The following is a 20,392-nucleotide window of genomic DNA, read 5'->3' on the forward strand; positions in this document are numbered from 1 at the left end:
AAATTAACTATTCGACTAAGAATACGAAGTAACTGATAAAGACGATGAAGAGTACCCACATGATTGGGTGAACTTCTTTTACACGTCCTTTTACTGTCATTGTTAGTGGGTACATAACAAATCCTAGTGCGATACCTGTTGCGATGCTGTACGTTAGCGGCATTGCGATTAGTGTTAAGAATGCTGGTACTGCAATCTCAAGACGATCCCACTTAATTTTGCTTAATACAGAAACCATCAAAACACCGACGATTATAAGTGCTGGTGCTGTTACAGATGGTGTTACGACAACTAATAATGGCGAGAAGAAAAGAGCTAATAAGAACAATCCACCTGTTACAACTGAAGTGAATCCAGTACGTCCACCTGCTGCTACACCTGAAGCTGACTCGATGTAAGCTGTTGTTGACGATGTTCCAAGGATCGCACCAACTGCGATCGCTGATGAATCGGCAAGAAGTGCTTTACCTGCACGAGGCAGTTTGTTATCTTTCATGATTCCCGCTTGTGATGCAACCGCCATTAACGTTCCTGCTGTATCAAAGAAATCAACGATAAAAAACGTTAATACAACGATCATCATGTCGATCGTAAAGATTTGATCAAAGTGAGAGAAAGCTTGTCCAAATGTCGGTGCAAGGCTTGGAATCGCACCAACAATTTTGTCTGGCTTGTCGATTAGTCCAGCAAAAATACCAACTACTGCTGTAATGACCATTCCATAGAAGATTCCTCCACGGATGTTTCGGATCATCATTAAAATCGTTACGATGAAACCGAAGATCGCGAGTAGCGTTGGACCAGTCGTTAAATCACCTAGAGAAACTAGTGTAGCTTTATTAGGTGCGATAATTCCTGCATTTTTCAAACCGATAAATGCGATGAACAAACCGATACCGGATGCTGCAGCAAATTTAAGATCTTGCGGAATGGCGTTTATAATTGTTTCGCGAATTTTAAATAATGTAATAAAAATAAAAATAATACCAGACATCAATACCCCAGCAAGAGCTGTTTGCCACGGGATATCCATTACTAAAACTACTGAGTAAGCAAAGAATGCGTTAAGTCCCATACCTGGCGCGAGTGCGATCGGATACTTCGCTACGATTCCCATGAACAGTGTACCGAGAGCCGCTGCAAGTGCTGTAGCTGTGAACACCGCACCTTTATCCATGCCCGCGTCACCAAGAACCATCGGGTTTACGAATAAAATGTAAGCCATCGCAAGGAAAGTCGTTAACCCTGCTGTTGCTTCTTTTTTATAAGAAGTGTCGAACTCCTTAAAGCCAAAATACTTTTCCATCTATATATCCCCCTATACTCGATCTACGTATAAAAACAAAAAGACCCAAGGGACTTGCCCTTGGGTCTGAATACGTAAAGAGTTAATGAAACATACATAAGCCAAAAATGGCGCATGCGATATGTTTCAAAAATCCTTCGTAGTCAGACCATTTACGGCAGTCTGGTAGAAACTTTCGGGCCATATCCCCGAATTTATACGTAGGAAATACATTAAGTTTTTAATTACTACTTGAGTATAGGTCGAACTTTGTCGTACGTCAAGCATTTTTACGAATGATTTTATACTTTTTCGCAATAATCGTTCGTGTTTTTGTTTTCAATCTACTCCCACTCGATCGTTGCAGGTGGTTTTGATGTAATATCATAAACGACGCGGTTGATGTGATCGACTTCGTTAACGATACGTGTAGAGATTTTCTCTAAAACGTCCCATGGAATACGAGCCCAGTCAGAAGTCATTCCGTCAATCGACGTAACCGCACGGATACCGATCGTGTAATCGTACGTACGTGCATCACCCATAACACCTACACTGCGGATGTCAGGAAGTACCGTGAAATATTGCCACACGTCACGATCTAATCCAGCGTTCAAAATTTCTTCGCGAAGGATTGCATCTGATTCACGAACGATTTCGAGCTTCTCTTCTGTAATCGCACCAAGAACACGGATTCCTAGACCTGGTCCTGGGAACGGCTGACGCCAAACGATGTGCTCAGGAATACCAAGCTCTGTACCTACTTTACGAACCTCGTCTTTAAATAGTGTGTTAAGAGGTTCGATCAGTTTGAACTGCATGTCTTCAGGAAGTCCGCCAACGTTATGGTGAGACTTAATCGTTTGAGCCGTCGCTGTACCGCTCTCTACGATATCTGTGTAAAGCGTTCCTTGTGCAAGGAATTCAATGCCTTGAAGGTTAGATGCTTCTTCATCAAATACATAGATAAATTCGTTACCGATGATCTTACGTTTTTTCTCAGGATCAGAAACACCTTCAAGTTTGCTTAAGAAACGGTCTTTTGCATCCACTTTAATGATGTTAATGTTGAAGCCTTCGCTGAACGTTTTCATAACTTGATCTGCTTCATCTTTACGAAGAAGTCCATGATCGACGAAGATACATGTCAGCTGATCACCGATTGCTTTATGAACAAGAACCGCTACAACAGAAGAGTCTACTCCACCTGACATGGCGCAGATTACTTTTTTGTCGCCAACAACGTCACGGATCTTTTGAATTTCGTCTTCAATCCAGTTTTCCATCGTCCAGTTGCCTTCACATTCACAAACGGACTTTACGAAGTTATCTAAGAACTCAATACCGTACTCTGAATGACGCACTTCCGGGTGGAATTGAACGCCGTAAAGCTGACGTGAAACATCACTCATGGCCGCTACAGGGCAAGAAAGACTTGTTGCATCTGTTACGAAACCTTCTGGTGGCGCTACAACTAAGTCACTATGGCTCATCCATACGACTTGTTGTTCTGGAAGGTTTTCATAAAGCTTGTTTGTGTTCGTAATATTAATGGAAGCTTTTCCGTATTCACGGTGGCTCGCGCGCTCTACTTTACCGCCAAAGTGGTGGCTCATCAGCTGCATACCATAACAGATACCAAGCACTGGGATATCCAAATCAAAAATAGCTGGATCACAAGCTGGTGCTCCTTCTGCATAAACAGAGTTAGGTCCACCAGAGAAAATGATTCCTTTTGGGTTCATTTTCTTTATCTCTTCCGCTGTTGTCGTGTGCGGATGCAATTCACTATATACTCCTAAGTCACGGATACGACGTGCAATCAACTGATTGTATTGTCCACCGAAATCTAACACAACGATCATTTCGCTCATTACGTGCAAATCATTCGTTACACTCATGTACTCACCCCATCTATTATTCTCAGCTATAGTATCCGTCAGCTTGTCTAACTTTACACTTTCTTTATAAACAAAAAGAAATTCCACCCTTGTTTTCCACATACAAAAACAAAGGCAGAATTCCTTAAAATGTAGCTATAAAGAATCCTGCCTTCATAGTCAGGTCGTTATCGGCAACCCGGTAGAGACTCTCGAACCTTATTATCGAGGATATACGAAGGAGAATAATATCTGACGCTATAATCTTAAAGACATTCTAACAATGCCTGTTATAGCGGTCAAGGGCGGATTCTTTTAATTAAATTTTCCCACAATTCTCTATGAAAATCATTCCACAAATCTGTTCGTTTATTTGGACTGAATTGAACGCCTTCATACGCTTTTGCCAAGATCCTCATGTCTTTCGTATCAAGCTCCCGGTCCACATAAAGAGCGTATTCTCTAAGTGTATAAGCAGGCTTTCTTTTGATTCCATATACGCGTAAAAGCCAAAGCAATCGTTCAAACGCATCTTCAAACGTTTCAGAGCCTTTTTTGCGTTTATAACGCCAAATCGTATACTGACGAAGCCATTTTCTGCGGAACAGGAAGGCTAGTCCAGCGATAAGCACAATAGCAACTAGTAATATGGCTGTTCCAAATCCTACTGATTTTAAAGTTAAACCAGCGTTTGTGTTTTTATTAGCAGCAGCATCCTTATCTTGCGTAACATCTTTTTCAGGCTTTTTCGGCTGATCAGGAACAGCTGCAGCTGGTGCAGAGCTCTGACGATCTTCCTCTGGTTGGAACGGGTTATCAAATCCGCGGGTCGGCTCGAATGGCACCCATCCGATTCCTGAAAAATACACTTCTACCCACGAGTGGGCGTTAGCGTTTGTTACGGTATATTCGCGAAGACCATCATTCAATGCCTCAAATGTTCCTGGTGTAAAACCTTTCACCCAGCGTGCTGGGATGCCAACTGATCGAAGCATGACAACCATGGATGAAGAAAAGTTATCACAGTATCCTTTTTTCGTATCAAAAAGGAACTGATCCACGTAATCTTCCTCACCTTTTGGCACTGCTACTTCAATCGTGTTATAGCCATAACCATTTTTCGCAAAATATCCTTCGACCGTTTTGACTTTATCATAAATGGTTGGTTGATTGGCTGTTACGTTTTTCGCAAGATCCTTAACCCTTTGCGGCAGAGATTCTGGCAGCTGCAAGTAGTTTGCCGTGATATGCTCTGGATATTGATTTGTTGATGCTTTTAGCTCTTCTTCTTTTAGGACGGGCAGCTGATAATCCATCTCATAAGCCGAAAGCTTTTCTTCTTTTCCCTCTCGAAACGTAGAAATTTTACCACTCACACCATCTAACTGAAAGTTCGTTTCTGAACCACCTTTAATGCTTTTCAGCTTTCCAGGAATCATAAGAAAAGAGTATTCTTTTCCTTTTTCAGCTTCGATTCGTGCTTTATGATCCTCCATCTGCAGTCCATCTTCCCAGATTCGTGTGTAATTCGTATCAGCATCTGGAAATTCAGGTTCTACTGCTACAGCCTGAGTTGGAATCTTATTCTCCCACCCTTTTCCGGTGTAGAATTCTTTCGTTTCAATTCTCCAATAATGTCTTCCGTTATCGAACGTTTTAAAAATTGGCGTATAGTCAAATTGGAAAGGACCTCCGAGCTGACTGTCATTTTCTCCATAACCAATTTTTGAGATTCCCGAACCGTTTCCTAATCCCTCTCCCTCTCCGTCTCCTTTACCTGACATGTTCTGAATGAACGGAACAGGATCTGGCCAAATCGGTGACGCCTTTGGTGCAACATATCCTAGAAGTGATGACAAGGCGATGACTCCTGAGAGAGGTGCGACCCAAAGAATAGGAAACTTTCCTTTCAGAAGCGAAAAGCCTTGCGTTTCAATAATCTTCATCATTCTTAAGATACCGATCAAAATCAAGCCTATAAACACGGTACGGATGATTGCGAATTTCGCATCATATACCGTAAACGTATCGAGAATGGAAATATAGATCACGGTAATTAAGAAGAACAAAAAGATGCGGCGCGTTTGGACGAGCCAATAATGCATCAAATAACTCACGAGCCACAACAGTACAAAAAACAACAAACTGCGGGTCAGTGACGTCATATCGTTCCAGTTTCGATCCGAAAAAAGGCCCAAGTTGTATTGAATATCCTCAATTAAAAATGGAACCCACTTAAAGGATAAAAACACATCAAAAAAGTAAAGAGAATGAAGCGCGTATAACATCGCTCCAAATTTCACGGGAAAAGAGATCCAGAATGGAAGCTGAAAATACGTCACGATAAACAAAAACAACGTGTACATCACAAAGATTTGGATATCGTTCGTTGTTGTAATTTCTTTAAGCGGTCTTAACCATTCCCATAAAAGAAGAAATCCTAATCCGTAAAGAACTAAAACATGCAGATTTGAAGCCTTTTGCTGATTAGATTGAGGCATACATGCCACCTGCCTTCAGCGATTCGTTAAAATCAGACCCTATGATTGGTGTTACTGGCACACCAAACTGTCTGATTCTTGAAATATACGTGAGATCTTGACTGTTAAGCTTCTGATCGAGCGCCAAGTAAAGAAAATAACGTTGGTTTGCTGTCTCGCTGCTAAGAGCTCCAAAGTTTTCATGGTGTATTCAGAAAGGTTTGGCGAAATAATGAGCGCCGTTTTCCCTTCCATATGTCCTACCATGTATTCCTGCTTTAGTCGTTCTTCAAAATGGTCCGTGACATTTGCTTTCACTTTAGCAAGCTCGTGAAAAATCCTCCACTCTTGTTCAACCCCAATGTTCATCGGGATTTCTTTTCCTTGTAAAGGATGGTATCCAATTGAACCGCCCTTAGAGATCGAAAAATGAACAAGTGACGCAGCAAGTGACACACCTCGTTCAAACAGCCAATCGTTTGCGTCATAACTTTTTTCACAATGATCTAAAACGATCACAAAATCATCATTCCGCTGCTGCTCGAACACTTTTGTCAGCAGCTTGTTCGACCTTGCACTCGCCTTCCAATGCAGCCAGTTCATTCTGTCACCTGCTACATAGTCACGAACACTTACAGTAGACGTATAATCCGTAAACGAACGCTTACCAACCTTTTTCATGCCGGTTTGAAGCATCTTACCTGTTTCCCACCGCTCAATGTCTTGATATTGAGGGTATACAAAGATTTGATCTTTAACGGAAACCGTTGTGCTTTTTAAAACAAAGCCAAAGATATCCCCGGTGCTCACTTGAATGTGGTCAAACTTAAACAACCCGCGTGGTGCCGGATTAATCGTGTACGAATACTCCAAATGTTTACGGAACAAAGGAAACAGCAGGATGCGGGACTGAATTTGATGCGTATTGCCTTCGTATCGTGTTTCACGCAGCAAAACCTCTGGCAGAACATCTTCTAACACAACATAAAACAGCGGCAAATTGCTGCGCCGTTTGACGACGATCGTCACTTCCACTTCTTCTCCTGCCATCAGTTTGCTTTTAGAGATATAGCGCTCAATCTTCAGCCTCTGAATCGGATAGAACGCCATTGTAATGGAATAAAGAACGAGAGGGAGCACGCTGTAAAATAGAAACCAGCTGACGAATCCTCCCTGAAACATGGCAAAAGAAAACGTAACAAGCAATAAGAATATGATCCCTGAAAACCCTATCGGTGTTTTATAACGCTCCCAAATTTTTTGAGAAATGCTTTCATTACGCGTGTTGTTCCTTATGGATGGGTGCAGGAACGCGTGACAAAAGATCTTTAATCACTTCTTGGGCAGTTATACCTTCAAAACGGGCTTCAGGTTTTAACAGCACACGGTGTACAAGGACGAACGGTGCTAAATATTTCACATCATCAGGGATTACAAAATCGCGGTTCATGAGAAGTGCAAACGCCTGCGCTGCTTTTAATAAAGCGAGTGAACCACGCGGACTTACTCCTAGAGCAATTGATTTATGATTACGGGTGCGGTTGATCAAATCGACGATATATCGCTTGATCGAATCCGATACATAAATATTCTTGACCGCCGTTTTCAATTCCGTGATCTCTTCCGGTGAGATGGCTGGTTTAAGGAGATGGATCGGGTGTTCGTTTCCGATCACGTTCAATACATTGAACTCTTCTTCTGGTGTTGGGTAACCCATCGTAAGCTTCATTAAGAATCGGTCAAGCTGCGCTTCAGGAAGCGGATAGGTTCCTTCATACTCAATCGGATTTTGTGTAGCCATTACTAAAAATGGATCTGGCAAAATGTGAGTTTGGCCGTCTACGGTCATGCTCATTTCTTCCATGGATTCTAAAAGTGCGGACTGTGTTTTAGGAGAAGTACGGTTGATCTCATCCGCTAAGATCACGTTTCCGACTAATGGACCTGGTCTAAATTCAAAGCTCATATCTTTTTGGTTATATATTGAAACCCCCGTCATGTCCGACGGTAAAAGGTCAGGTGTAAACTGGATACGGTTAAACGTAAGGCCAAGGGATTTTGCGATGGAACGAACCATCATCGTCTTCCCAACTCCTGGTACATCTTCAAGTAATACATGGCCCCCTGCTAATAACGAAACGAGTGTTAACTCAGTAACCTGCTTCTTACCTACCATAACTTTTTCTACGTTTGCGATTACTTCTCTAAGCTGAGGATGATATTCGTATGTCTTTTCATTTCTAGCGTTCATGATAGACTCCCCTCTAACATTTCTGTCTCTATATTAGATATTTTTTCTTCCTTTAATAATTCGCATCACAGAAGCGATACTCCTTGTTTTTTTACAAAAAAAGAGAAAATTCGGGATATTGTAATCATGAATCGAATTTCGAACAAACGTAAAATCAAAAAACCCTTAGTGGAATCACTCTATTCTCTGATTTTTACTAAAAATCATTATGAGGGATATCAAAAAAATCTTCGTTAATGAAACAAAAGGGTTCATAGCAGAAATCACCTGCTAATGAACCCTTTTAACATAAAAAATTGTCGATAACGAACGCAGAATTTGTAGATATTTCTCGGGAAATGGCTTATTTTTGTGAAGCATAAGTATTTTTTACTTACGTATCGGGTAGCGATATACATGTCTATATTTAATTACATAAAATCTTATAACCCTGTAGTTTAGAAGAATCATATCGCATGACGCTATATGAGCGATATACATTTTAATCATCGTGTAGCTATCCATTTCGTCTTGATCGCCTTGAGCTATGATATTCTCCCATATCTTATGTCACTTTTATAAAAGGCATATCGAAAATATATGAAGCTAAACTGCTTACTCGTAATTCATATCGCCATGCGATACGCCTTATTTACATAAACCTTTACTTTCGGAATAAGGAGAATAATCCTCCCCATTTTTCTCTAGGTTTTTGTATCGCATCTTCTAGTCGCTTATTAAAATCATTTTGTGAACGCCACTCTCTTGTCTGTTCTTCCCTCATATTTTGTATTTCTTTTTGTAGAAGTTCACTTTTTTGTTGTTCTTGTTCGAGTAATGTTTCGTAATGCTCTTTTTGCTGTCTCGATAAAGTTTCAATCTTAGCATTGGTTTTCTGTGCTGCATTTCCAACAGTCGAACTGATTACATGATGATCTTGCTGGAGTCTGGATACTGTTAGTTTAAGCTGTGACATATCATTTGTAAGTTGGACGTTCATTTCACGTGTAGCTGCCAGTTCATTAGCTAACACCATTAAGACCTCTCTTAACTGATTTGGGTCTTGAGGTAGATTTTTGTATGTATCGGGTAGCGCTACGTCTGTTTCATTGGTTTCTTGTAACCTTTCATTTTGGTCACGTACAATATCTTTCGCTGTATCGTCTAATGGCTTATCTGTATCGCGTAACGATATAAGCGCTTCAATGTCAGATTGAACAAAGATACGGCGATCTCCATCCTTCAAAAACTCGTATCCGTTCCGTTCTAAGATTTGGCCATACTTCCGAACTGTGGGAGTGGCGATCCCCACTTCTTCTGCCACTTCCTTGGAAGAGAACGCTCGTTCATTCACTTGTATATCACGTCGCATATCGGGCCTCCTTTTTCATACATATCTATTTGCTGGTTGTATCGCCCTGCGATACAACTCAAAATAAGCGGTTAAGCAGTCTACTATAGAAGTTCGAAGTTAACAGGATCAATACGTCTATGTTACTTAGAGTTCTTCATTTTTATCTGTGCCCCTTCCTTAAACGTCATAATAAATATTTTTTATTTAAAACTACTCCAAAAATAGCTATTTTCTTAACAGTAAGAGACAGATATAATAGATAAGTGGGAAATTTCCATCGATATGGATGACTAGACTAAAAACACTTCTCTTAAAGCGGTGTTGATAACTATAAAAAACGAAAGAGGTAATGATGTGAATACAACATACTCATCAATAGAATCGACTAAAACAAAGACATTAGTCATTAATGCACTTTTCGTTGCATTGACTCTTGTTGCAACGATGTTCATCAACATAAAGCTTCCCATTGCAGGAAACGGCGGCCTTATCCACCTAGGAAACATCCCCTATTTGTAGCAGCGTTCGTTTTCGGCAGAAGAACAGGCGCTATTGCTGGTGCTTTCGGAATGGGATTATTCGATTTACTTTCTGGTTGGACGGTTTGGGCTCCATTTACTTTCATCATCGTTGGAGCAATGGGTTATGTAGCTGGTCTTATCTCTGAAAAAGTTCCTGGTAAACGAGTGATTGTCTATTCCATGGCTGTTTGTGTTGCCATGCTAATTAAAGTGGTAGGCTATTATTTTGCAGAAGTGGTCCTCTATAGCAACTGGATTCAGCCGTTCGGATCAATTCCAGGAAACATCTTGCAAGTTGGTATCGCTGGAATCATTGTTGTGCCTCTTGTAGCACGAATTAAGAAAAGAATTTTATTTTAGAAAGAATTCATTGCACCCTGTAAAGTAGTACTTAAGAAAAGACTACTTTAACAGGGTGTTTTTTGTTGTTACACTTTGTTTAGATGAAATGACCTTACCTCAATCGAAAGATTACTACTTTTTAATTCTTAGGAGTGTATAAAGCATGAATAAAAAAGATATCTCTCAAATACGAAAACAGTTTAAAAAAGAGAATGATCTATTGAAAATCTCCAGCATATTTAATGTGTATATCACGAAAGAATCAAGCGAGATCTATCATCACGTGAGTCAGCCTTTCGAAATGCTAGATGCCGAGCAACAAGAGCTCTTCTTTAATAACTTTAAAAAATTGCTTGGTGGAAATCTTGATGAAAAGCTCTTTGAACTAAAATTCAAAAGGGATGCTGAAAATAACAGCCAGCTCATCCTGCATCAAGGACTTCTCGCAAGCGATACAGAAGACTGGAAAGAGCGCATGCTACAAATGGTAGGAAAAATGCTCTTAAACCGACAGTATGAAAAGGACATTGTGATTACATTCATTAAGGGAGAATACTATAAGCCGACGAAGCGCAAAAATGATGAGGCTGAGATCAGCGAACGAGATGCCGTCTACTCATTCCCTTTATTCTGTGCAGCATAAACAATACACAAGAACCGAAGAAAGAGCTGCTTTTTGATTATGTTGAAAAAGAGTTTAAGTATAATTTCGTGGTGGATCCTGTTATTAACCTAAATGCACCGATCGGAGGATTTCTCTTCCCTTGTTTCAGTGATAATGCAGCAGATGTGAACCATATTCTGTACTCAGCAGGAAAAGTTCATGAGCCTGATTATGAATTCATCGTTGACGTTCTAAATGGCGAAGAAATCATGACGGCAAAAGACGATAAGATTGTGTTTGAAGAAATTATTAAAGACGTGACAAGGGATCAATTAAATACATCCACTCTCTCCAATGTGTATGAAGAGATTAACCGAATGATTGAAGAGAACGAAGAGGAAGAACATCCGCGATTAGACTCCAAGGACGTTGAGCGCGTTTTAAAGGCGAGCGGTGTTGAAGATATTAGTGTGGAAAAGGTAGAATCCGCTTTCCAAAAAGTCATTGATGATGATAAATATGAGATAAAAGCAAGCAGCGTTGTACCGAAATTCAACTCGAAGTCTATTAAAATTGATACGAAGGTAGCTAAAATCTCGATTAGTCCGCAAGATTTAAGGTACGTGAAACAAGTACAGCTTAGCGGTAAATGTTACCTCATGATCGAAGTGGAAGAAGATACGGTGATTGAAGGGTTTACGATGATTCCGGAGGCTTTTGGGGAGAAGGTTGAGAAATAAATAATTAGAGATAGAAAAAGCTTCTCACGAGTTAAAACTTGTGAGAAGCCTTTTTATTTTAAAAAATGCTAATTTAAACGCAAATAATAGTCGAATACATTCTCTCTACTTTCATTATACTACTAATAATAAGATATTTATAGACTACACTTTCCAACGTTCCTGCCCTAAACTGTTACATACAAGTCTAAAAATAATAAGAGGTGTATCGGTATGAAAGACAAAAAAGATGTCTTAGATAAGGGTCCTTTCTTTCATGGCACTAAAGCAGAACTCAAAATTGGAGATCTTTTAAAACCGCAATACTTATCAAATTACCAAGACAAAAAATCGAACTATATCTATTTCACTGCAACATTAGATGCGGCTAAATGGGGTGCTGAATTAGCAACTTCAACATCAAAAGAGAGAATTTACCTTGTAGAACCTTTAGGTGATTATGAAAATGACCCGAACTTGACCGATAAAAAATTCCTGGAAACCCAACTCGTTCGTATAGATCTAAATCTCCCTTGAAAATAATTGCAGAGTTAGGTTCCTGGGAAAGACATTCGGATGAGCAAATAAATCATATGCTTACATCATTGAAAAAATTACGTGAACAAGGCAAAGATGTAATATACGATTAATTTTTCAATATTGTTTATTAGCTATATATAAACCTAATCACAAAAAAGCCTCTCTTAAACTCATAAGTTTAAGAGAGGCTTTAAAAATCTAGTTAAAACTTTTGGTATGGTTATTCAATCAAACCGTACCAAGGGCTTTAGCTTTATTACATCATGCCGCCCATTCCACCCATACCCATTCCGGACATGTCAGGCATTCCGCCGCCAGTGTTTTCTTCTGGCTTATCCGCGATTACTGCTTCTGTTGTTAAGAACATTGCAGATACGGATGCTGCGTTTTGTAGAGCTGAACGTGTAACTTTAGTTGGGTCAACGATTCCTGATTCAAACATGTTTACCCACTCGCCAGTTGCTGCGTTAAATCCGATTCCGATTTCTTCGTTCTTCAAGCGCTCAACCACTACAGATCCTTCAAGGCCTGCGTTGTGTGCGATTTGACGAACTGGCTCTTCTAGTGCACGAAGTACTAGTTTCACACCTGTTAGCTCGTCGCCAGTCGCTTCTACTTGAGAGATTGCTTTTAGCACGTTAACTAGAGCTGTACCACCACCGGATACGATACCCTCTTCAACTGCTGCACGCGTAGAGTTTAGTGCGTCTTCGATACGAAGTTTGCGCTCTTTCAGCTCAGTTTCTGTTGCTGCACCAACTTTGATTACCGCAACTCCACCAGCTAATTTTGCTAAGCGCTCTTGTAGTTTTTCTTTATCAAACTCAGAAGTTGTTTCTTCGAGTTGTGCTTTGATTTGGTTAACACGAGCTGCAATCTTAGAAGAATCTCCTGCACCTTCAACGATTGTTGTGTTTTCTTTTGTAACCACAACTTTAGAAGCTGTACCAAGCTGCGTGATGTTCGCAGTCTTCAGGTCAAGACCTAGCTCTTCTGTGATCACTTCACCGCCAGTTAATACTGCGATGTCTTCTAGCATTGCTTTACGACGGTCACCGAATCCAGGAGCTTTTACAGCTACTGCATTGAATGTTCCGCGAAGCTTGTTAACTACTAATGTAGCAAGTGCTTCACCTTCAACATCTTCAGCAATCAACAATAGAGATTTCCCTTGCTGTACCACTTGCTCAAGTACTGGAAGGATTTCTTGGATGTTCGTAATCTTCTTATCTGTGATAAGGATGTACGGGTTCTCAAGCTCTGCTTCCATCTTGTCAGAGTTTGTTACCATGTATGGAGATGCATATCCGCGGTCAAACTGCATACCTTCAACCACTTCAAGCTCTGTAGTGAATCCTTTTGATTCTTCGATCGTGATAACGCCGTCGTTTCCAACGCGCTCCATCGCTTCAGCAATCAATTGTCCTACTTCTTCGTCAGCTGCAGAGATTGCCGCAACTTGTGCGATAGACTCTTTGCCTTCGATTGGTTTAGAGATCGCTTTTAGTTCTTGAACAGCAGCTGCTGTCGCTTTTTCGATCCCTTTACGAAGTACCATTGGGTTTGCTCCGCTTGTTACGTTCTTTAATCCTTCACGAATCATCGCTTGAGCAAGAACTGTCGCAGTTGTTGTTCCGTCTCCTGCTACGTCGTTCGTTTTGCTCGCAACTTCAGCTACAAGCTTAGCACCCATGTTTTCGAATGCATCTTCAAGCTCGATTTCTTTTGCAATTGTAACACCATCGTTCGTGATTAGAGGAGAACCGAATTTCTTCTCAAGCACAACGTTGCGTCCTTTTGGTCCAAGTGTTACTTTTACAGCGTTCGCTAATGCATCAACACCACGAAGCATTGAGCGGCGTGCGTCTTCACTAAATTTAATATCTTTAGCCATGTAAAAACCCTCCCATTAATTTTAAAAGTTAGTGACTTACATATGCTTTATTTATGTAGCTTCAAATCATTGAAGCTTCCAAGTTACCTAACGATTAGCCTACGATCGCTAATACGTCAGACTCACGAAGAATCAAGTATTCTTTACCTTGGTACTTTACTTCTGTACCAGCGTATTTTGAGAAAATAATCGTGTTTCCTTCAGAAACTTCTAGAGAGATACGCTCGCCGTTATCCGTCACACGGCCCGTACCTACAGCAACAACTTTTCCTTCTTGAGGCTTTTCTTTTGCTGAATCTGGCAATACAATGCCGCTTGCAGTTTTTTCTTCACCTTCTACAAGCTCAATAATAATACGGTCACCTAATGGCTTTAACAAGTGAAACACCCTCCTTAAATAGTTAAAAGAATTTCTTATTAGCACTCTTAGTTAGTGAGTGCTAACTCCATTTCTAATAATAAATAAAACTAAAAAATTTTGCAAGCGGGAAATCTAAATTTAAATCTAAATTCTTCTCAAATTCGATATCCTCGCGAGCCCTGCCTATTCTATGTTAAAATGGGTAAGCATATAAAGAGGTATTAGATGTAATTATTTTTAGGGCTGTACGTAAAGGAGAAGGTCATTTGAAGAAAAAATATTGGTGGATCATCTTCATATATATCGCTATGCAATTCTCGGGTTACATAGGAGTTCCTCTATTAAACGAACTGGGTGTTCCTGAAAAACAACTATTTGGAATGTGGGGAACGATCAGTTTCATCGCCGCTCTCATTATCATCCTTTACATGCTGATTCCTGAAATGAAAAGCAGGCACAGGGACTCTGAGCGAGTATCGAGAGGGTCTGCTGTCCTATGGTCGATCATCGGAATTTTATGGCGTATGCGGCTCAAATTATCGCCAGCATGATCGAAATGAATCTTTTCGGCATACAGCCTGGATCTGAAAATACGAAGAATCTTGTTGAAATCGTGAAAAACGTAAAATACTTTATGATTGTAACGGCCATCGTTGGGCCAATACTAGAAGAGATCATCTTCCGAAAGATCATTTTCGGCTCTCTTCATAAACGCTTTAATTTCTTTATTTCTGCTTTGATCAGTTCTCTAATCTTCGCTGCTGTTCATGCGGACTTTACACACTTATTAATCTATACGGCAATGGGCTTCACGTTCGCGTACCTTTATGTTCGCACGAAGCGCCTCATTGTTCCGATCGCGGCACACGTTGCCATGAATACACTCGTTCTGATCGTTCAAGTATTCTTTGCTGATGAGATTCAGAAGATGGAAAAGCAGCTAGAAACAGCGCAATTGATTATTGGAGGACTATTATGAAGACATCACCACTGTTTATGGCATTTTTATATTTAGGGATCGGACTTGTCTTTACGTATCTTGCTGTTCATTATGCAAGTGAATACGGCATGACGAGCTTCTGGACGATCATTACAATGGTCGTAGCAACCTTTGATTACGCCAATGCCATCCGCTATTTTGCGTTAAACAACCACTTAAAGAGAAAACGAAAGAAATAATAGTGAAAACTGCCCCTTGATGGAGGCAGTTTTTTTGTTTGCTTTGGTGTTTTTGTGGAGGTAGCGGGTGGCGAATTTTTAAATTGGACAGATTGTTCGCTGAAATGGACAGATTATGTTGGAGATTGGACAGATTATGCGGCCAATCGGACAGATTAATCTTCGAATCCGACAGATTATCGTCACTAGCACCAAAACTAAGGCAGTTTTGGTGCTTCGGAAGCACCTGGGTAGCCTGCAAAAACCTCCTAGTAAGCCATACTGTCGACTTTTACAAAAATACTGTCCACTTTCGATGAAATACTGTCCACTTTTACACAATTACTGTCCACTTCCCCATTTTTACTGTCCACTCCCACTCTCACCCCATACTCCAACCACACAAAAAAGAGGATTCCTCACGTGGAGTCATCCTCTTTTTAATCATGATAAGCGGCTTCTGCCTCTGCTTCTCGTTCCTTCACGAGAGCTTCAACTTCCGCTTTCATTCTCTTTTTATAAGCAGCTCTAGATATTATGATACTAATTTCATATAAGAGTATGAGCGGGAACGTAACCATCAGGTGAGATAGCAGCTCTGGCGGTGTGATCAAACCAGCGACTACTAAAATCCCGAAGTATGCTACCTTTCGGATGCTCTTTAAAAAATCAGGTGTTACGATTCCGAGCCTTGTTAAAAACATGATTAATACCGGGAATTGAAACAAAAGTCCGAATGGCAGTGTGATATTGAAAAGGAATGAGAAGTATTCCTGAATTCCGTATTCTCCTTCAACACTTAAGGCAGTAGCGACATTTCCCATAAAGCTTACGACGAACGGAAAAAGAATAAAGTACGAAAATGCGAGTCCCGTTAAGAAGAGCACAAACGCAATTGGGATGTACATGAGCGTTACTTTTCTTTCGTTCTCATAAAGCCCAGGGCTGATGAATGCCCAAAGCTGGTACAACACCACTGGTGCGGATAGGACGAGGCCGATGAAGAAGGCAAACGTCATGTACACATTCAGTGGATCGGTTAGATGAAAAGCGTTCATCTGAATGTTCTTTGCAATTGGGTCACTTTGCAGATACACGATCACGGGCTTGGCTAAAAAGAATCCGGCGATCAAAAATACCAAGAAAGCTAGAATCGCCCACATGATACGCTTTCTTAACTCGCCAATGTGACCGTATAGCGACATATTTTTTCAGAGGTCATAGAAAAACATCCTTACTTCTTCAGTTGTTCGCTTTCCTTTTTGTTGTCATCTTCTTCGTCCATCATGCCTTTTGTAGCATTCTTGAACTCGCGAAGCGTTTTACCTGCAGCTTTTCCTAGCTCAGGCAGCTTTTTTAGCCCAAACATAACGAGCGCTGCAAGTCCGATTACTGCGATACTTCCTGGTCCTAACATAACGATTTCCTCCTTGGTCTAAGAATAGTTTTTCATAAAATAAACAAGCGATTGCAATTCGACGGCTAAATCAATATGATGCACACGAATTTTCGGTGAAACGGTTAATCGAGCTGGTGTAAAGTTCAGTATCCCGGTTACACCACCGCGCTCGAGCTGATTCGCAATCGGCTGAGCCGCTCCTACGGGTACGGTGAGAATCGCAACATCTATGCCCCGCTTTTGCAGTTCTTGTTCGATATCTTCCGTGTGATAGATTGGAACTCCTGCGATCTCTGTGCCGATTTTAGCTGAATCTACATCAAATGCGACTTCTATTTTTGTATTGTTATTTTTGGTGAAATTGTAGTGCAAAAAGGCAGTACCTAAGTTACCTACTCCGATTAATGCCACTGTTGTTGTTTCGTCTTGGTTCAACGTTTTCGCAAAAAACGACAGCAGATAATTAACATTGTAGCCATAACCCTTTTTACCTAATGCGCCAAAGTAGGAAAAATCTCTGCGGATCGTTGCAGAATCTACTTTAACCGCTTCACTTAATTCAGCTGAAGACACCCTTTGTTTACCGGAAGATGATAAGTTTTTCAAAAAACGATAATACAAGGGCAGCCGTTTCGCTGTTGCATGTGGTATTTTTAACTGTTCTTGGTTCATATATGGAGCCCTCCATGTGTAGAAAGCTTATCTTTTCCTATTGTATCATACTTTGTCAGGGCTTGAGGAACGTAGAAAGTCGCCATTCTTTCCTCCTGTTTTGGACACAAGGTATGTAGGACCGATGACCATTCCCTTATCTGCCGCTTTACACATGTCATAGACGGTAAGAGCTGTAGCAGAAGCGGCTGTTAAAGCTTCCATCTCAACGCCAGTGCTTCCTTTTGTCTTCACTTCAGCTTGTATATTTAATTTATAGTTATGGTCGGCCAATTCATCCCATTGAAAGGATAGATCTACACCTGTAAGTGATAGTGGGTGACACATCGGAATCCAGTCAGAGGTCTTTTGGCAGCCATGATTCCAGCAACCTGCGCTACAGCTAGAACGTCCCCTTTTTTAAATCCGTTTTCTTTAATCTTAAGGAAGACTTCTTCAGAAACGGTTACCCCGCTTACCGCTACCGCTGTTCGGTGAGATGTTTCTTTTTCCGAAATATCGACCATTCGAGCACGGCCTTCTTCGTTAAAATGGGTAAACTCAGTCATAAAACCCCTCCTCATGATGAATATACACGAAACCGCTTTTATTGTCGTTATGATTTTACTTGTAATTATTGCAAAATGTTGAACATTCCCTTTGTTGGCGCGAATCTCCAAACTACGCTAAACTACTAAGTAGACAGGGTTATATATTTTAAAAAGGCTGTTTGCGTAATCATGGTTGTACTTGAAAGTAATTGATTTCCGCTCCAGGTTGCTCCCTTTCCGCGGGGCGGGCGGTGAGCCTCTTAGCGCTTTGCGCTATTAAGAGTCTCACCTGTCCCACTCGTCCCGCAGGAGTCTCGCACCTTGCGCTCTAATCAATTTATCAATGATGCAAGCACAACAATCTTTTATAATAAACCACCCGTTTTCCATAGAGGTGAATTCACAATGATTATTTTACAAGTTCAAGACGTCACCAAATCATTTGGCGCGGACGTTATTTTATCGAATATAAAACTAGAAGTTCAAACAGGTGAGCGCATTGCTTTAGTTGGAAGAAACGGTGCTGGTAAGTCTACGCTGCTTCGTGTGATTACCGGTGAGTATTCTTATGATTCTGGTCATATCATGATTCCAAAAGACGTTAAGACCGGATATCTTGCACAAGATGCGGGGCTGGATTCTGATGAATCAATCTGGAACGAGATGCTCTCTGTGTTTGAAGACCTTCGTAAAAAAGAAAAGAAACTGCGTGAGATGGAAGCGCGTATGGGCGATCCTGAAGTCATCGGAAATGAAGCCGAATACGAACGCCTCCTCAAAGACTACGACGCACTGCAAGTCACGTTTAAAGATGAAGGCGGCTATCAATATGAAGCGGAGATTCGCACCGTGCTGCACGGCTTTCAATTTGCCGATTTTGATCGAGACACAAAGATTAATACACTGAGCGGTGGCCAAAAACACGTCTCGCACTGGCAAAACTTTTATTAACCAAACCGGATCTACTTATTCTCGATGAGCCGACGAACCACTTGGACATCAAAACACTAACGTGGCTTGAGCAATATTTGCAGAGTTATCCTGGGGGAATCTTGATTGTGTCCCATGACCGTTATTTCCTCGATAAGATTGTAACGACCGTATATGAAGTTTCGAGAAAACGATCATTCCGCTTTACAGGAAACTATTCTAGCTATCTCGAGCAAAAAGCAGAGCGATACGCTCAAGAGATGAAAGAGTTTGAGAAGCAGCAAGATCAAGTGGCAAAGTTAGAAGATTTTATTCAGCGTAACATCGTGCGTGCCTCTACCACAAAACGGGCACAGAGCCGTCGTAAGCAGCTTGAGAAGATGGAGCTGAAAGAACGTCCTGCTGGTGCAGAAAAGTCTGCTTCCTTCGCGTTTGATATTGAAAGACAAAGCGGTAACGACGTGCTGAAGCTTGAGAATGTGAGTACGGGCTATGAAGATGGCTCACCGTTATTTAAAAATGTGGAATTAGCGGTTAACCGCCAGGATAGTGTCGCGATTGTCGGACCGAACGGAATCGGCAAATCGACTCTACTCAAAGTCATTCGAAAAAAATTGTCGCTCATATCGGGCGATATACGCTATGGTAGCGGGTTGAAGATCTCTCACTATGATCAAGAACAGGCGGATCTTCATTCACGCAAAACACTACTAAACGAGCTGTGGGATGACTATCCGGAAAAAACGGAAAAAGAGATCCGTTCCATACTCGGACAGTTCCTGTTTAGCGGTGACGATGTGCTGAAGCTTGTGACGGAGTTAAGCGGTGGTCAGAAAGCACGGCTTGCACTCGCAAAGCTCATGATGGAAAAAGGGAACCTCCTTCTTCTCGACGAGCCAACGAACCATTTGGATTTGGATAGCAAAGAAATACTCGAACAAGCACTGATCTCTTATCCAGGTACCATCCTCTTCGTGTCTCATGACCGTTATTTTATAAACCGGATCGCAACGAAGGTCGTTGAACTCGCACCAACCGGTATAACCGAATATTTGGGTGACTACGATTATTACACGGAGAAAAAGAACGAGATGAAAGCCCGGGAAGAAATCGCAGAGCGACAGAAAGCAGAAAATCCTGTTAGTACGCCTTCATCAGGACAAGCGAATTCGGCCAAAAACTCAATTGATAAAGAAGCGAAAAAACAAGACCGTAAACGCCAGCGCCGCATTGAAGAAATTGAAGGTCTATTAGAAGGACTCGAAAGCAAGATTTCCTATGCTGAAGGCGAGCTTTGTAAGCCTGAAGTGTTCCAAGACTACGAGAAAACACAAGAGTTCCAATCGCAGCTGGATACGTTGAACGAAGAAATGGAAACCTTAATGGAAGAATGGGAAGAATTGCAGAATGCTTAATGTATAAGCTGGCATCCTTACAGAATTGTGAGGCGTGTCAGCTTTTTTGTTTATCCACAGATCGACTTGTGGATTTTT

General features: G+C 41.1%; 12 protein-coding genes, 6 pseudogenes and 2 riboswitches. Of the genes and pseudogenes, 6 read left to right on the forward strand and 12 right to left on the reverse strand.

Annotated features, from left to right (window positions below):
- Positions 1-7 precede the first annotated feature (7 nt).
- The 6 genes from ACEWFH_RS00135 to ACEWFH_RS00160 all read right to left on the reverse strand — a co-directional run bounded on the left by ACEWFH_RS00135 (position 8) and on the right by ACEWFH_RS00160 (position 9,247).
- Positions 8-1,306, reverse strand: a complete 1,299-nt coding sequence (locus ACEWFH_RS00135) for an NCS2 family permease (RefSeq protein ID WP_473725712.1) — start codon at positions 1,304-1,306, stop codon at positions 8-10.
- Positions 1,307-1,426: 120 nt separating this feature from the next.
- Positions 1,427-1,528, reverse strand: a riboswitch (purine riboswitch).
- Between the two features lie 101 nt (positions 1,529-1,629).
- The gene (gene guaA / locus ACEWFH_RS00140; protein WP_473725713.1) at positions 1,630-3,186 is read right to left on the reverse strand and encodes a glutamine-hydrolyzing GMP synthase; all 1,557 of its coding nucleotides are present in this window, start codon (positions 3,184-3,186) and stop codon (positions 1,630-1,632) included.
- Between the two features lie 136 nt (positions 3,187-3,322).
- Positions 3,323-3,424, reverse strand: a riboswitch (purine riboswitch).
- A 40-nt stretch (positions 3,425-3,464) separates the two neighbouring features.
- A complete protein-coding gene (locus ACEWFH_RS00145; RefSeq protein WP_473725714.1) occupies positions 3,465-5,666 on the reverse strand; it encodes a DUF4129 domain-containing transglutaminase family protein in 2,202 nt (733 codons plus the stop codon).
- 51 nt (positions 5,667-5,717) lie between these two features.
- Positions 5,718-6,851 carry a DUF58 domain-containing protein gene (locus tag ACEWFH_RS00150; protein ID WP_473725715.1) on the reverse strand — a complete coding sequence of 378 codons (1,134 nt, stop codon included), beginning with the start codon at positions 6,849-6,851 and terminating at the stop codon, positions 5,718-5,720.
- A 70-nt stretch (positions 6,852-6,921) separates the two neighbouring features.
- On the reverse strand, positions 6,922-7,896 hold the full coding sequence (locus ACEWFH_RS00155) for an AAA family ATPase (RefSeq protein ID WP_473725716.1): 975 nt from the start codon (positions 7,894-7,896) through the stop codon (positions 6,922-6,924).
- Positions 7,897-8,539: 643 nt separating this feature from the next.
- Entirely contained in the window at positions 8,540-9,247 is a 708-nt protein-coding gene (locus ACEWFH_RS00160; protein WP_473725717.1) for a hypothetical protein, read from the reverse strand.
- A 336-nt stretch (positions 9,248-9,583) separates the two neighbouring features.
- On the opposite strand from ACEWFH_RS00160, the pseudogene ACEWFH_RS00165 reads away from it, so the two are divergent.
- The 3 pseudogenes from ACEWFH_RS00165 to arr all read left to right on the forward strand — a co-directional run bounded on the left by ACEWFH_RS00165 (position 9,584) and on the right by arr (position 12,065).
- Positions 9,584-10,110, forward strand: a pseudogene (locus ACEWFH_RS00165) (ECF transporter S component).
- Positions 10,111-10,255: 145 nt separating this feature from the next.
- Positions 10,256-11,436: pseudogene (locus tag ACEWFH_RS00170) on the forward strand (DUF4317 domain-containing protein).
- Between the two features lie 213 nt (positions 11,437-11,649).
- Positions 11,650-12,065 (forward strand): annotated as a pseudogene (gene arr / locus ACEWFH_RS00175) (NAD(+)--rifampin ADP-ribosyltransferase).
- A 146-nt stretch (positions 12,066-12,211) separates the two neighbouring features.
- On the opposite strand, the gene groL reads toward arr, so the two are convergent.
- Complete coding sequence (groL, locus tag ACEWFH_RS00180; RefSeq protein ID WP_473725718.1) at positions 12,212-13,849, reverse strand: chaperonin GroEL; 1,638 nt, start codon at positions 13,847-13,849, stop codon at positions 12,212-12,214.
- A 94-nt stretch (positions 13,850-13,943) separates the two neighbouring features.
- A complete protein-coding gene (groES, locus tag ACEWFH_RS00185; RefSeq protein ID WP_066242572.1) occupies positions 13,944-14,228 on the reverse strand; it encodes a co-chaperone GroES in 285 nt (94 codons plus the stop codon).
- Between the two features lie 248 nt (positions 14,229-14,476).
- On the opposite strand from groES, the pseudogene ACEWFH_RS00190 reads away from it, so the two are divergent.
- Positions 14,477-15,189: pseudogene (locus ACEWFH_RS00190) on the forward strand (lysostaphin resistance A-like protein).
- On the forward strand, positions 15,186-15,389 hold the full coding sequence (locus tag ACEWFH_RS00195; protein WP_473725719.1) for a YdiK family protein: 204 nt from the start codon (positions 15,186-15,188) through the stop codon (positions 15,387-15,389). Before ACEWFH_RS00190 ends, ACEWFH_RS00195 begins: the two are co-directional and overlap by 4 nt.
- A gap of 419 nt (positions 15,390-15,808) precedes the next feature.
- Here the strand turns inward: ACEWFH_RS00195 and tatC are convergent, their stop codons facing one another.
- From tatC to moaC, 4 genes and pseudogenes are all read right to left on the reverse strand, one after another.
- The gene (tatC, locus tag ACEWFH_RS00200) at positions 15,809-16,573 is read right to left on the reverse strand and encodes a twin-arginine translocase subunit TatC (RefSeq protein WP_473725720.1); all 765 of its coding nucleotides are present in this window, start codon (positions 16,571-16,573) and stop codon (positions 15,809-15,811) included.
- A gap of 29 nt (positions 16,574-16,602) precedes the next feature.
- Positions 16,603-16,785, reverse strand: a complete 183-nt coding sequence (locus ACEWFH_RS00205; RefSeq protein ID WP_473725721.1) for a twin-arginine translocase TatA/TatE family subunit — start codon at positions 16,783-16,785, stop codon at positions 16,603-16,605.
- A gap of 18 nt (positions 16,786-16,803) precedes the next feature.
- Positions 16,804-17,439, reverse strand: a complete 636-nt coding sequence (locus ACEWFH_RS00210; protein ID WP_473725722.1) for a redox-sensing transcriptional repressor Rex — start codon at positions 17,437-17,439, stop codon at positions 16,804-16,806.
- Between the two features lie 45 nt (positions 17,440-17,484).
- Positions 17,485-17,987 (reverse strand): annotated as a pseudogene (moaC, locus tag ACEWFH_RS00215) (cyclic pyranopterin monophosphate synthase MoaC).
- A gap of 387 nt (positions 17,988-18,374) precedes the next feature.
- Between moaC and ACEWFH_RS00220 the strand changes: the two are divergent.
- Positions 18,375-20,314, forward strand: a pseudogene (locus ACEWFH_RS00220) (ABC-F family ATP-binding cassette domain-containing protein).
- Positions 20,315-20,392: the final 78 nt, after the last annotated feature.

The sequence above is a fragment of the Fictibacillus sp. EA-CB0309 genome, assembly GCF_055814265.1.

What these genes read in the sequence shown, in the direction of transcription:
- groL (WP_473725718.1), bottom strand. Translation starts at nt 13,849, where the DNA reads ATGGCTAAAGATATTAAATTTAGTGAAGACGCACGCCGCTCAATGCTT.
- tatC (WP_473725720.1), bottom strand. Translation starts at nt 16,573, where the DNA reads ATGTCGCTATACGGTCACATTGGCGAGTTAAGAAAGCGTATCATGTGG.
- ACEWFH_RS00205 (WP_473725721.1), bottom strand. Translation starts at nt 16,785, where the DNA reads ATGTTAGGACCAGGAAGTATCGCAGTAATCGGACTTGCAGCGCTCGTT.
- ACEWFH_RS00155 (WP_473725716.1), bottom strand. Translation starts at nt 7,896, where the DNA reads ATGAACGCTAGAAATGAAAAGACATACGAATATCATCCTCAGCTTAGA.
- ACEWFH_RS00195 (WP_473725719.1), top strand. Translation starts at nt 15,186, where the DNA reads ATGAAGACATCACCACTGTTTATGGCATTTTTATATTTAGGGATCGGA.
- ACEWFH_RS00145 (WP_473725714.1), bottom strand. Translation starts at nt 5,666, where the DNA reads ATGCCTCAATCTAATCAGCAAAAGGCTTCAAATCTGCATGTTTTAGTT.
- ACEWFH_RS00135 (WP_473725712.1), bottom strand. Translation starts at nt 1,306, where the DNA reads ATGGAAAAGTATTTTGGCTTTAAGGAGTTCGACACTTCTTATAAAAAA.
- guaA (WP_473725713.1), bottom strand. Translation starts at nt 3,186, where the DNA reads ATGAGTGTAACGAATGATTTGCACGTAATGAGCGAAATGATCGTTGTG.
- ACEWFH_RS00210 (WP_473725722.1), bottom strand. Translation starts at nt 17,439, where the DNA reads ATGAACCAAGAACAGTTAAAAATACCACATGCAACAGCGAAACGGCTG.
- ACEWFH_RS00160 (WP_473725717.1), bottom strand. Translation starts at nt 9,247, where the DNA reads ATGCGACGTGATATACAAGTGAATGAACGAGCGTTCTCTTCCAAGGAA.